The following is a 14,875-nucleotide window of genomic DNA, read 5'->3' on the forward strand; positions in this document are numbered from 1 at the left end:
TCGTTAGTTTTCGAATCAGTGGTCTGTCGGAAGTGCCGGAGACGTGCTGGTTTCTGTGAAGAGGTGGCGTTGAATGTCCAACGAGCAGAAGCTTCGTGATTACCTCAAGCGGGTGACCGCGGACCTGCACAACACGCGCCACCGTTTGCAGGAGGTGGAGGAGAAAGCGCAGGAACCCATCGCCGTCGTGGCGATGGACTGCCGATTCGCGGGTGGAATCTCCTCGCCCGAACAGCTCTGGGACTTCGTCGTCGAAGGCCGCGACGGAATCGTGCCGTTCCCCACCGATCGCGGGTGGGACCTGGACGCGCTCTACCACCCGGACCCGGAGAACGAGGGCACCACCTACGTCGTGGAGGGCGGCTTCGTCGAGGGCGCCGCCGACTTCGACCCCGGCTTCTTCGGCATCTCCCCGCGCGAAGCGATCACGATGGACCCGCAGCAGAGGCTGCTGCTGGAGACCGCGTGGCGCACGTTCGAGCGCGCGGGCATCGACCCCCAGTCCCTGCGCGGCAGCCGCACCGGTGTGTTCACCTCCACCAACGGCCAGGACTACTTCAGCGTGGTGACCGAGGGCGACTTCGCCGGTCTCGAGGGCCACATCGGCACCGGCACCGCCGCCAGCATGATCTCCGGCCGCCTCTCCTACACGTTCGGCCTCGAAGGCCCCGCCGTCACCGTCGACACCGCCTGCTCCGGGTCGCTGGTCACGCTCCACCTCGCCGTCCAGGCCCTCCGCAACGGCGAGTGCGACCTCGCGCTCGCGGGCGGCGCGACGATCATGGCCACGCCCGGCGCGTACATCGACTTCAGCCGCGCCCGCGGCCTGTCCGCCGACGCCCGCTGCAAGTCGTTCGCCGCCGGGGCGGACGGGACCGTGTGGGGCGACGGCGTCGGCCTCGTGCTCGTGGAGCGGCTGTCCGACGCGCGCCGCAACGGCCACCAGGTGCTCGCCGTCGTGCGCGGCTCGGCGGTGAACCAGGACGGCGCGTCGAACGGCCTCACGGCCCCGAACGGGCCGTCGCAGCAGCGGGTGATCCGCAAGGCGTTGCAGAACGCGGGGTTGACGCCGATGGACGTCGACGTCATCGAGGCCCACGGCACCGGAACGAAGCTCGGCGACCCGATCGAGGCGCAGGCGTTGATCGCCGCGTACGGGCCGGAGCGCGAGACGCCGTTGCTGCTCGGCTCGGTCAAGTCGAACATCGGCCACACGCAGGCCGCCGCCGGTGTCGCCGCCGTGATCAAGACCGTGCTGTCGCTCCAGCACGGCATCATCCCGAAGACCCTGCACGTGGACTCGCCGTCGCCGCAGATCGACTGGAGTTCCGGCGCGGCCGAGCTGGTCACCGAGACCCGTCCCTGGCCCGAGACCGGGCACGCTCGTCGAGTCGGCGTGTCGTCGTTCGGGTACAGCGGCACCAACGCCCACGCGATCCTGGAGCAGGCGCCCGCCGTCGAGGTCGAGGCGACCGAGCGGCACGCGCTGCCGATCGTGCCCGTGGTGCTGTCGGGCAAGACGGACGTGGCCCTGCGGGAGCAGGCCGCGAACCTGCTCCCGCTGGTGGAACAGGGGATCGACCTCACCGACCTGGCGTTCTCCGCGGCCACCACGCGGGCGAACCTGGACCACCGGGCCGTGCTCGTCGCCGACGGGCGGGACGACCTGCTCACCGGGCTGCGGGCCCTCGCCGAGGACGCCGGCGCGCCCGGACTCGTGCGCGGTGAGGCCGTCATCGGCCGCACGGCCGTGCTGTTCACCGGCCAGGGCTCGCAGCGGATCGGCATGGGCCGTGAGCTGTACGAGGCGTTCCCGGTGTTCGCCGAGGCGTTCGACGCCGTGTGCGCGCACCTGGACCCCCGCCTCGCCGAGGCTCTCACCGACGCGGAGTTGGTGAACCGGACCGAGTTCACCCAGCCCGCGCTGTTCGCCGTCGAGGTCGCGCTGTACCGGCTGGTCGAGTCGTGGGGCGTGCGCCCGGACTTCCTGGCGGGCCACTCCATCGGCGAGCTGGCCGCCGCCCACGTCGCCGGGGTGCTGACCCTGGCCGACGCCGCCGCGCTGGTCACCGCGCGCGGCAAGCTCATGCAGGCGTTGCCCACGGGCGGCGCGATGGTCGCGGTGCAGGCCACCGAGGACGAGGTCCGCCCGCACCTCACCGACCGCGTCTCGATCGCCGCGATCAACGGTCCCCGCTCGATCGTGGTCGCCGGTGACGAGGACGCCGTCGAGCGGGTGGTCGCCCAGTTCGCCGACCGGAAGTCCAAGCGGCTCACCGTGTCGCACGCGTTCCACTCGCCGCGCATGGACGGCATGCTGGCCGAGTTCCGCACGGTCGCGGCGGGGCTGTCGTTCCGCGCGCCGATGATCTCCATCGTCTCCACGCTGACCGGCAAGCCCGTGACGGCCGAGGAGATCACCTCGCCGGACTACTGGGTCAAGCACGTCCGCGAGGCCGTCCGGTTCGCCGACGCCGTCCGGAGCCTGGAGACCGCCGGGGTGGCCACGTTCCTGGAGCTGGGCCCGGACGGCGTGCTGACCGCGATGGCCGCCGAGTCCACGTCGTCCGCCGCCCTCGTCCCGGCGCTGCGCAAGGACCGCTCCGAGGTGCGGAGCATCGTGTCCGCGCTCGGCCAGGTCCACAGCCGCGGCGTCCGGGTCGACTGGTCGGCCTACTTCGCCGGGTCCGGCGCGGTCCGGGTCGAGCTGCCCACCTACGCGTTCCAGCGCGAGCGCTTCTGGCTGGAGGGCTCGAAGCTCAAGCAGGACGTGACGTCCGCCGGTCTCGGGGCCACCGACCACCCGCTGCTCGGCGCGGTCCTGCTGTCGCCCAACGGCGAAGCCCTGTTCACCGCGCGGCTGTCGCGCACCGCCAACACCTGGCTCGCGGACCACGTGGTCGCGGGCTCCGTCGTGGTGCCCGGCACGGCGCTGGTCGACCTCGCCATCCGCGCGGGCGACCAGGTGGGCTGCGGGCACCTCGACGAGCTGCTCCTCCAGGCCCCGCTGGTGCTGCCGGACCGCGGTGGCGTGATGGTGTGCGTGTCCGTCGCCGAGGCGGACGCCTCCGGCCGCCGCTCGGTCACGCTGTACTCCCGCCCCGAGGGCGAGGAGGAGACGGCGTGGACCACGCACGCCATCGGCGTCCTCGCCGCGGACTACGCCCCGGCCGGGTTCGACCTGGCCGCGTGGCCGCCGCCCGGCGCGGAGGCCGTCGAGCTGGGCTCGGTCTACGACGACCTGGCGGGCGCGGGCCTCGAGTACGGCCCGGTGTTCCAGGGCCTCAAGGCCGCGTGGCGCGCGGGTGACGACGTGTACGCCGAGGTGGCGCTGCCCGAGTCGGAACACCGGCAGGCGGCCAAGTTCGGCGTGCACCCGGCGCTGCTGGACTCCGTGCTGCACGCGCTGGCGCTCGACTCCGGCCGGGGCGAGGGCGGGTCGCTGCCGTTCTCCTGGAACGGCGTCGGCCTACACGCCGCGGGCGCGACCGTGTTGCGCGCCAAGGTGTCCCCGACCGGTCACGGCGACGCCGTGTCGGTCCTCGTCGCGGACGGCGCGGGAGCGCCGGTCGCGCACATCGACTCCCTGGTGCTGCGGCCCATCGGCGGCCAGTTGCTCAAGTCCGCGACCGGCCACCCCGACGCGCTGTTCCGCATCGACTGGACCCCGTTGTCCTTGGAGGACAAGGAAGCCGACAGCAACACCGTCACGCTGGTCGTCCCGGACGGCGACGTCCGCGAGGTCACCGCGGCCGTGCTGGCGGAGGTGCAGGCGTTCCTCGCCGACGAGAACTCCGACGCCGTGCTGGTCGTGGTGACGAGCGGGGCCGTGACCGCGCTGCCCGGCGAGCGCACGACGAACCTCGCCCACGCCACGGTGTCCGGCCTGGTCCGGACCGCGCAGTCCGAGCACCTGGACCGGATCGTGCTGGTCGACGCCCCGGACGGCCTGCTGGGCGTCGAGGTGGCCAGCGGGGAGAGCGAACTGGCCATCCGCGGCGGCAAGGCGTACGCGCCCCGGCTGGTGCGGGCGTTCGCGGGCACCGTTCCCCGCTACACCGAGGAAGGCCCGTGGCGGCTGGACTTCACCGCGCAGGGCACGGTCGACAACCTCGTCACCGTCCCGTGGCCCGAGGCCGAGCGCGACCTGGAGCCGAACCAGATCCGGATCGGCGTCCGCGCGGCGGGCGTGAACTTCCGCGACGTGATGAACACCCTCGGCATGTACCCCGGTGACGCGGGCCTGATGGGCCTGGAAGCCGCCGGTGTCGTGCTCGCGGTCGGGTCCAATGTGGACCGTCTGGCCGTCGGTGACCGGGTGATGGGCATGATGGACGCCTCCTTCGGCCCCGTCGCGCTGGCGGACCACCGCATGGTGTGCCCGATGCCGGTCGGCTGGTCGTTCGCCGAGGCCGCCGCCGTGCCGCTGGTGTTCCTCACCGCCCTGTACGGCCTGCACGACCTGGGCGGCCTCAAGGCGGGCGAGTCGGTGCTGATCCACGCCGCCGCCGGTGGTGTCGGCATGGCCGCCACGCAGGTGGCCCGCCAACTCGGTGCGGACGTCTACGGCACCGCCTCCACCGGCAAGTGGCACGTCCTGCGCGCCGCGGGCATCCCCGAGGACCACATCGCGTCCTCCCGCACGACCGACTTCGAGCAGCAGTTCGTCACCGCCACCGGCGGCCGCGGCGTGGACGTGGTGCTGGACGCGCTCGCGGGCGAGTTCGTGGACGCCTCGCTGCGGCTGGCCGGGCTCGGCGACGGCGGCCGGTTCGTGGAGATGGGCAAGACCGACATCCGCGACGCCGCCGAGGTCGCCGCCCAGTACCCCGGCGTGACCTACCGGGCGTTCGACCTCATCGAGGCCGGGCCCGACCGCATCCGCGAGATGCTCTACCAGCTCTACGACTGGTTCTCGGCGGGGGAGACGCACCCGCTGCCGGTCACCACGTGGGACCTGCACCGCGCGCCCGAGGCGTTCCGCTACCTGGGGCAGGCCAAGCACATCGGCAAGGTCGTCCTCACGATCCCGGCCAAGGTCGACGGCACCGTGTTGATCACCGGCGGCACCGGCGGTCTCGGTGCCGAGCTGGCCCGTCACCTGGTGGGCCAGGGCGTGAAGCACCTCGTGCTCACCTCCCGCCGTGGCCTGGACGCGCCCGGCGCGGCCGACCTCGTGGCCGAGTTGGACGCCCAGGTCGACGTGGTGGCCTGCGACGTCTCGGACCGCACGGCACTGGAAACCCTCCTGTCCGGCATCCCGGACCTGTCCGGTGTCGTGCACACGGCCGGTGTCCTGGACGACGGCATCCTCGAATCCCTGACCCCGGACCGGTTCGACGCCGTGTTCGCGCCGAAGGTCGACGCCGCCTGGCACCTGCACGAGCTGACCCGCGAGCGCGACCTGTCGCTGTTCGCCCTGTTCTCCTCCTCGGCCGGTCTGCTGGGCTCGCCCGGCCAGGCGAACTACGCCGCCGCCAACACCTACCTCAACGGCCTCGCCACCTACCGCCGGTCCCTCGGCCTGCCCGGCATCGCGCTGGACTGGGGTCTCTGGGACCAGAGCGCGGGCATGGGCGCGGGCCTGTCGAAGGTGGACCTCGCCCGCATGGCCCGCGCGGGCATCCCGGCCCTGTCGGTGCCCGAAGGCCTGGCCCTGTTCGACGCCGCGCTGGCCCTCGACGCGGCCGTGGCCGTGCCGCTCAAGCTCGACCTGGCCGCCCTGCGGACCAGCAAGACCGAGTTGCACCCGTTGCTGCGCGGCCTGGTCCGCCAGCCGGTGCGCCGGGCCGCGGCGGGCAGTGGTGCGGAGTCCTCGCAGTGGAGCCAGAAGCTCGCCTCGCTGACCCCCGCCGAGCAGGACGAACTGCTGCTGGACATGGTCCGCGGCCAGGTCGCCGTGGTCCTCGGCTTCTCCTCGGCGCACCAGGTCCAGGCCGGTCGCGGCCTGGTCGACATGGGGCTCGACTCCCTGTCCGCGGTGGAGCTGCGCAACACCCTCAGCTCCGCCACCGGCCTCCGGCTGCCCGCCACGGTCGTCTTCGACTACCCGACCCCGCAAGCGCTCGCCGGTCACCTCCGCGAGGAACTGGTCGACACCGGCGACGCCGGGCCGTCCAAGGCCGTCGCGTCCACGGTCGGCTCCGACGAGCCCATCGCGATCGTGGCGATGGCGTGCCGCCTGCCCGGCGGCGTCCGGTCGCCGGAAGACCTGTGGGACCTCGTGACCACGGGCCGCGACGCCATCACGCCGTTCCCCACCGACCGCGGCTGGGCCACCAAGCTCGGGTTCGACGTGTCCGGCGGCGGGTTCGTCGAGACCGCGACCTCGTTCGACCGCGACTTCTTCAGCATCAACCCGCGTGAAGCACTGGCCATGGACCCGCAACAGCGGATGCTCCTGGAGACCACGTGGGAGACGTTCGAACGCGCCGGGCTCGACCCGACGTCCGTGCGGGGCAAGCAGATCGGCGTCTACATCGGCGGCAGCGCCACCGACTACGGCGACGGCATGGACATCCCGGAGGAGCTGGCGGGCCTGGTGCTCACCGGCATCACCCCCAGCGTCATGTCCGGCCGCATCGCCTACACCTTCGGCCTCGAAGGCCCCACGTTCACCGTCGACACCGCCTGCTCGTCCTCGATCGTCGCCCTGCACCTCGCCGCGACGGCCCTGCGCAACGGCGAGTGCGACAGCGCGCTCGTCGGCGGTGTCATGGTCCTCGCGACCCCGTCCGTCTTCGCCGAGTTCGCCACGCAGAGCGGCCTGTCGCCCGACGGCCGCTGCAAGGCGTTCTCCTCCGGCGCGGACGGCACCGGCTGGTCCGAGGGCGTCGGCATGCTCCTGGTGGAGCGCCTGTCCGACGCGCGCAAGAACGGCCACGAGGTCCTGGCCGTCGTCAAGGGTTCCGCCATCAACCAGGACGGCGCGTCCAGCACGCTGACCGCCCCCAACGGGCCGTCGCAGCAGCGGGTCATCCGCCAGGCGCTGGCCAACTCGGGGCTGTCCGCCGCCGAGGTCGACGTCGTGGAGGCGCACGGCACCGGCACCCGGCTGGGCGACCCGATCGAGGCCCAGGCGATCCTGTCCACCTACGGCCAGGACCGCGACCGGCCCGTCCTGCTGGGCTCGCTGAAGTCCAACATCGGGCACACGCAGGCCGCCGCCGGGCTCGCGGGCATCATCAAGATGGTCGAGGCGCTGCGCCACGGCGTCGCCCCGAAGACCCTGCACGTCGAGGAGCCGTCGCCGCACATCGACTGGGCCGCCGGGTCCGTCGAGCTGCTGGCCGAGAACACCCCGTGGCCCGAGACCGGTCGCCCGCGCCGGGCCGCCGTGTCCGCGTTCGGCATCGCGGGCACGAACACCCACCTGATCCTGGAAGAAGCGCCCGCCGCCCGGCCGAAGAAGGTCGAGCGGGCGTCGGTGCCGCTGGTGCCGGTCGTCCTGTCCGGCAAGACGTCCGAGGCGCTGCGCGAGCAGGCCGCGAACCTGGCCGCCTACCTGCACGACGAGACCACCGAGCTGGTCGACGTCGGCTACTCGTCCGTGGCGACGCGGGCCACGTTCGACCACCGCGCGGTCGTCGTCGCGGAGGACTGGAACGACCTGATCGAAGGCCTGGACGCACTGGTGCTCGGCCAGGCGCCGACCGGCGCGGTCGTGGACGGCGGCCTCGCGGTCCTGTTCACCGGCCAGGGCTCGCAGCGGCTCGGCATGGGCCGCGAGCTGTACGAGACGTTCCCCGTGTACGCCAGGGTGTTCGACGAGGTGTGCGCGCAGTTCGACGTGCCGGTCCGCGAGGTCGTGTTCGGCGCGGACGCCGACGCCCTCGACCAGACCGGACTCACGCAGCCCGCGCTGTTCGCCGTCGAGGTGGCGCTCTACCGGCTCGTCGAGTCGTGGGGCGTCAAGCCCGACTACCTCGCGGGCCACTCCATCGGCGAACTCGCCGCCGCCCACGTGTCCGGCGTCCTGTCCCTCGAAGACGCGTGCGCGCTCGTCGGCGCTCGCGGTCGACTGATGCAGGCCCTGCCGACCGGCGGGTCCATGGTCGCCATCCAGGCCACGGAATCCGAGGTTCGCGCTCGACTGGTGGGTCGCGTCTCGATCGCCGCGATCAACGGGCCGACGTCCGTGGTCGTCGCTGGTGACGACGACGCGGTCGACGCCGTGGTGGCCGCGTTCGCCGACCGCCGCACCAAGAAGCTCAGCGTCTCGCACGCGTTCCACTCGCCGCGCATGGACGCCATGCTCTCCGACTTCCGCGCGGTCGCCGACCGGCTCACGTTCCACGAGCCGCGCGTCCCCATCGTGTCCACGCTGACCGGGCAGCTCGCCGACCCGGAGGACCTGGCGTCGCCCGACTACTGGGTCCGCCACGTGCGCAACGCCGTCCGCTTCGCCGACGCCGTCCGCACCCTGGAGACCTCGGGCGTCGGCACGTTCCTGGAGTTGGGCCCGGACGGCGTGCTCACCGCGCTGGGCCAGGACTCCGTCACCGACGCCGTCCTGATCGCCGGGCAGCGCCGCGACCGGCCCGAGGCCAAGAGCCTGCTGCGGGCACTCGGCCACCTGCACGCCCGCGGTGTCCGCGTCGACTGGTCCACGTTCTACGAGGGCAGCGGCGCGCAGCGGGTCGCCCTGCCCACCTACGCCTTCCAGCGCGAGCACCTGTGGTTCGAGCCCGCCGTCGAGACCGGGTACGCGCCGGACTCCATCGAGGCCAGGTTCTGGGACGCCGTCGAGCACGAGGACCTGGCGTCGCTGGGCGCCGCACTGTCCGAAGAGGACTCGCAGGCGTTCGACGCCGTGCTGCCGGTGCTGTCGCGGTGGCGGCGGGACGCCCGCAGCGAGTCCGCGGTCGACGGCTGGCGCTACCGGGTCGAGTGGCGGCCGACCGACGTCGGCACCGCCACCGCCCGCGGCCGCTGGCTGGCCATCGGCACGGATGAGTCCCTGTCCGCGTTGACCGAGCGCGGTGTCGAGGTCGTCACCGCCTCCTCGGACGACCTGCCCGCCGACCTCGGCCGGGTCGACGGCGTGCTCGCGTTCCCCACGACCGTCGCCGAGGCACTGCTGACCGTGCAGGCGCTCGCCGACGTCGCCGCCCCGCTGTGGCTGGTGACGCGCGACGCCGTGATGACCGGCCGCGCCGACCGCCCGAGCAACCCGGAAGCCGCGCAGCTGTGGGGCTTCGGCCGGGTCGTCGCCCTGGAGCACCCCGAGCGCTGGGGTGGCCTGGTCGACCTGCCCGCCGACCTCGACAAGCGCGCCAAGGACCGCTTCGCCGCCGTGCTGGCGGGAAGTGAGGACCAGGTCGCCGTTCGCTCGTCCGGCGTGTTCGGCCGCAGGCTCGTCCACGCTCCCGCCAGCGGCGGCACGGCGTGGACGCCGCGCGGCACCGTCCTGGTCACGGGCGGCACCGGCGCGCTCGGCGGGCACGTCGCCCGCTGGCTGGCCGGTGCGGGCGCGGAGCACGTCGTGCTCACCTCCCGCCGGGGAGCCGAAGCGCCGGGAGCGGCCGAGCTGACCGCCGAACTGGAGGCGCTGGGCGCGCGGGTCACGATCGCCGCGTGCGACGCCGCCGACCGCTCGTCGGTCGCCGCGCTCGTTGCCGAACACCCGCCCACCGCGGTGTTCCACGCCGCGGGCACCGACCACACCGAGGCCGTCGAAGGACATGGGCTCGACACGTTCGCGCGGGTGTTGGCGGGCAAGGTCTCCGGTGCCCAGCACCTCGACGAGCTGGTCGGCGAGGTCGACGCGTTCGTCCTGTTCTCCTCCATCGCGGGCATCTGGGGCAGTGGCGGCCAGTCCGCCTACGCCGCCGCCAACGCCCACCTGGACGCGCTCGCCGAGTCCCGCCGGGCCCGCGGGCTGACCGCGCTCGCCGTCTCGTGGGGCCCGTGGGCCGACGCGGGCATGGCCGTCGAGGGCGACGCCGCCGAGCAGCTGCGCCGCCGCGGCGTGGTGGGCATGGCGACCGCGCCCGCGATCACCGCGCTGCGCCAGGCGATCCGCGCCGACGACACGACGATCACCGTCGCCGACGTCGACTGGACCCGGTTCGCGCCGGTCTTCACCGCCGCCCGCCCCAGCCCGCTGCTCGCCGACCTCCCCGAGGTCGCGGAGAAGCCCGTCCAGGCCGCCGAGGAGTCGTCGCTGGCCCGCCGGATCGCGGCGCTGCCGGAGGCCGAGCAGTCCCACGCGCTGGTGGAGCTGGTGTGCGCGCAGGTCGCCTCGGCGCTCGGCCACGCCTCCGCCGACGCCGTCCGCCCGGACCGGGCGTTCAAGGAACTGGGCTTCGACTCGCTGACCGCCGTCGAGCTGCGCAACAGCCTCGTCACCGCGACCGGGCTGAGCCTGCCCGCGACGCTGGTGTTCGACTACCCGAACCCGGCCGCGCTCGCCGCGCACCTGCGCATCGAGCTGGTGGGTTCACGGCCGGTCGCGCTGACCCCGGTCACCGCCGCCGTGACCGACGACCCGATCGCGATCGTGGCCATGTCGTGCCGCTTCGCCGGGGGCGTCTCGTCGCCGGAGGACCTGTGGCAGCTGCTCGTGGAGGGCCGCGACGCCGTGACCGGCTTCCCGGCCGACCGCGGCTGGGACCTCGACCTGTACGACCCGGACCCCGACGCGGCGGGCAAGTCCTACGCCCGTGAAGGCGCGTTCCTGCACGAGGCGGGGGAGTTCGACCCGGCGTTCTTCGGGATCTCGCCCCGCGAGGCCTTGGCCATGGACCCGCAGCAGCGGCTCTTGCTGGAGACGTCGTGGGAGGCGTTCGAGCGGGCCGGGATCGACCCGGCGTCCGTCCGCGGCGCGCAGGTCGGCGTCTTCGCGGGCACCAACGGCCAGGACTACGGCACCACGCTCACGTCGCTGCCGTCCGAGCTGGAGGGCTTCTTCGGCACCGGCAACGCGGCCAGCGTGTTCTCCGGCCGCATCTCCTACACCTTCGGGCTGGAAGGCCCGGCCGTCACCGTTGACACCGCGTGCTCCTCGTCGTTGGTGGCGCTGCACCTCGCCGTGCAGGCGCTCCGCAACAGCGAGTGCGATCTGGCGCTGGCCGGTGGCGTGACGATCATGTCGTCGCCGGGGGCGTTCATCGACTTCTCCCGCAACCGCGGCCTGGCCGTGGACGGGCGCTGCAAGGCGTTCGCCGACGGCGCGGACGGCACCGCGTGGGGCGAGGGCATCGGCATGCTGCTCGTGGAGCGGCTGTCCGACGCCCAGCGCAACGGCCACCAGGTCCTCGCCGTCGTGCGCGGCACGGCCGTGAACCAGGACGGCGCGTCGAACGGCCTGACCGCCCCGAACGGGCCGTCGCAGCAGCGGGTCATCCGCCGCGCGCTGGACCGCGCGGGCCTGGCACCGTCCGAAGTGGACGTCGTGGAGGCGCACGGCACGGGTACCGCCTTGGGCGACCCGATCGAGGCCCAGGCGCTCTTGGCGACCTATGGCCAGGACCGGGAAACCCCGCTGCTGCTGGGGTCCGTGAAGTCCAACATCGGCCACACGCAGGCCGCCGCCGGTGTCGCCGCGATCATCAAGTCCGTCCTGGCGATGCGGCACGGGATCGTGCCCAGGACGCTGCACGTGGACCAGCCGTCCGCTCAGGTCGACTGGACGTCCGGCGCGGTCGCACTGGCCACCGAGACGGTCGAGTGGCCGGTCACCGGTCGCGTCCGCCGGGTCGGCGTGTCGTCGTTCGGCATGAGCGGCACCAACGCCCACGCGATCCTGGAGCAGGCACCCGTCGAGCCCGAGGTCGAGCGCGCGCCGGTGCCCGTGGTGCCGGTGCTGCTGTCGGCCAAGACCCCGGCCGCCCTGCGCGACCAGGCCTCCCGCCTGATGGAGGTGGACGAGGACCTGGCCGACATCGGTCTCACGCTGGCCACCGGCCGCGCCGGGCTGGAGCACCGCGCGGTGATCATCGCGGCTGGTCCGGACGAGCTGGACCGCGGTCTGACGGCCGTGGCAGGCGGCACCGGAGCGCCCGAGGTGGTGAGCGGGTCGACCACGACCGGCAGGCTCGCGTTCCTGTTCACCGGACAGGGGTCGCAGCGGCTCGGCATGGGGCGTGAGCTGTACGAGGCGTTCCCGGTGTTCGCCGACGCGTTCGACGCGGTGTGCGCCCGGTTCGACCTGCCCCTGCGGGATGTCGTGTTCGGCGAGGACGCCGAGCTGCTGAACCAGACCGGCTACACGCAGCCCGCCCTGTTCGCCGTGGAGGTCGCCCTGTTCCGGCTCACCGAGTCGTGGGGCGTCCGGCCCGACTTCCTGGCGGGCCACTCCATCGGCGAATTCGCCGCCGCCCACGTCTCCGGGGTGCTCAGCCTGGACGACGCCGCCACGCTCGTCGGCGCTCGCGGTCGGCTGATGCAGGCCCTGCCGACCGGTGGCGCGATGGTCGCCTTGCAGGCCACCGAGGGCGAAGTGCTTGAGCACCTCACCGACCGGGTCTCGCTCGCCGCCGTCAACGGGCCGTCGTCGGTCGTCGTGGCCGGTGACGAGGACGCCGTGCTGGAGGTCGTCGCGCACTTCGGCGACCGGAAGTCCAAGCGGCTCAGCGTGTCCCACGCGTTCCACTCGCCGCGCATGGACGCCATGCTGGAGGAGTTCCGCGTGGTGGCCAAGGAGCTGACGTTCTCCGCGCCGCGCATCCCCATCGTCTCCACGCTGACCGGTGAACTCGCCACCACCGAGGAACTCACCTCGGTCGACTACTGGGTCCACCACGTCCGCGACACCGTCCGCTTCGCCCACGCCGTGCGCACCCTCGAAACAGCCGGTGTCACGACCTTCCTGGAGCTGGGCCCGGACGCGGTCCTCACCGCGATGGTCGACGCCGCGGCGGTCCCGTCGCAGCGGGCCGACAAGCCCGAGGTCACCGCGATCCTGACCGCGCTGGCCGCCCTGCACGTGCGCGGGGTGGCGGTGGACTGGACGCCGTTCTTCGCGGGCTCCGGCGCGCGCCGGATCGACCTGCCCACCTACCCGTTCCAGCGCGAGCGCTTCTGGCTCGCCTCCGACGAGAACCCCGGCACGGACGCCCTGCGCTACCGCGTCGAGTGGACGCCCGTCGCCGACGGCGGCCCCACGGCCACCGGCCGCTGGCTGGTCGTCACGCCGACCGGTGTCGAGGAGTCCGAGCTGGTCACCGGCCTCGGCGCGCGCGGCCTCGACGTCGTCACCGTCGGCACGTCCGACGACCGGGCGGCGCTGGCCTCCGCGCTGGCGGACGTCGACGCGGTGGACGGCGTGCTCACGCTGTCCGACAGCGTCACCGACACCCTCGTGCTGGTGCAGGCCCTCGGGGACGCAGGGGTCGACGCCCCGCTGTGGGCGGCGACCCGCGGCGCGGTGTCGACCGGCGCGACCGACCCGGTGTTCAGCACCGCGCAGGCCCAGATCTGGGGCCTCGGCGTGGTCGCCGCGCTGGAGCACCCCGACCGCTGGGGCGGCCTGATCGACCTGCCCGAAGCCCTCGACGACACCGCGTTGGACCAACTCGTCGGCGTCCTCGCGGGCGTGGAGGACCAGGTCGCCATCCGCGACACCGGTGTGGTGGCCCGCAGGCTGGCGCACGCGCCCGCCGGGCCGTCGACAGGTCCGTGGACCCCGCGCGGCACCGTCCTCGTCACCGGCGGCACCGGAGCGCTCGGCGGGCAGGTCGCCCGCTGGCTGGCCGGTGCGGGAGCCGAGCACCTGGTGCTCACCGCCGCCCCGGACGCCCCGGACGCGCCGGACCTCCTCGCCGAACTGGCGGGCCACGGGGTCCGGACCACGGTCGTGCGCTGCGACGTGGCCGACCGCGACCAAGCCGCCGTGGTGGTCGACCAGCACGCGCCGAACGCCGTGGTGCACGCGGTCGAGGTGAGCCAGTCGACTCCGTTGCGCGACCACGACCTCGCCGAGTTCTCCTCGGTGCTGTCGGCCAAGATCATGGGCGCGGCGCACCTGGACGACCTGCTCGGCGACGCCCCGCTCGACGCGTTCGTGGTGTTCTCCTCCACGGCCGGTGTCTGGGGCAGCGCGAACCAGGCCGCCTACGCGGCGGGCAGCGCCTTCCTCGACGCGCTGGTCGAACAGCGCCGGTCTCGCGGCCTCGCGGGCCTGTCGGTGGCGTGGGGACCGTGGGCGGGCGGCGAGCAGGACGAGGTGCTGCGGCGCAGCGGACTCCCCGCCCTGCGGCCGGAACGGGCGGTCGCCGCGCTGCGGCAGGCCGTCGAGTCCGGCGACACGACCGTCACCGTCGCGGACGTCGAGTGGGACCGCTTCGCGGCCCTGTTCACCGCCGCCCGGCCGAGCCCGCTCCTCGCGGACCTGCCGGAGGTGCGCAAGGCGCTGGCCCCCGAGACCTCCGACGGGGACAGCGCGCTGCGGACCACGCTCCTGGCGCTCCCGGAGGCCGACCGCGACCGCGTGCTGCTGGACCTGGTGCGCGAGCAGGTCGCGGCCGTCCTCGGCCACGCCGACGCGGGCGGCATCGAGGCCGACCGGGCGTTCCGCGAACTCGGCTTCTCCTCGCTCACGGCGGTGGAGCTGCGCAACAACCTCAACGGCGCGACGGGCCTGAGACTGCCCGCCACGCTCGTGTTCGACTACCCGACCCCGCTCGTCCTCGTCGACCTGCTGCGCACCGAGCTCCTCGGCGACGCGGCGGAAACCGAGGTGCGCCAAGCGCTTGCGGGCTTGTCGCTGGACCGGTTGCGGGACGCGGGCCTGCTCGACGCCCTGCTGCGGCTGGTGAGTGGTGAGGCCGAACCGGTCGCCGCCGACGACGGGGACTCGGTCGACGACATGGACGTCGACGACCTCGTCTCGATGGCCCTCGACAGCAGCAACTCCTGATCAGCCCCGAAGTGC

At 73.5% G+C, this 14,875-nt stretch carries 1 protein-coding gene; it reads left to right on the top strand.

Annotation, left to right across the window (positions count from 1 at the left end):
* Positions 1-73 precede the first annotated feature (73 nt).
* Positions 74-14,860: a type I polyketide synthase gene (locus tag ACFWW9_RS10625; protein ID WP_390374376.1), complete on the top strand. Its 14,787-nt coding sequence runs from the start codon at positions 74-76 to the stop codon at positions 14,858-14,860.
* Positions 14,861-14,875 lie beyond the last annotated feature (15 nt).

Source organism: Umezawaea sp. NPDC059074 (assembly GCF_042738955.1).
Classification (GTDB): domain Bacteria; phylum Actinomycetota; class Actinomycetes; order Mycobacteriales; family Pseudonocardiaceae; genus Umezawaea.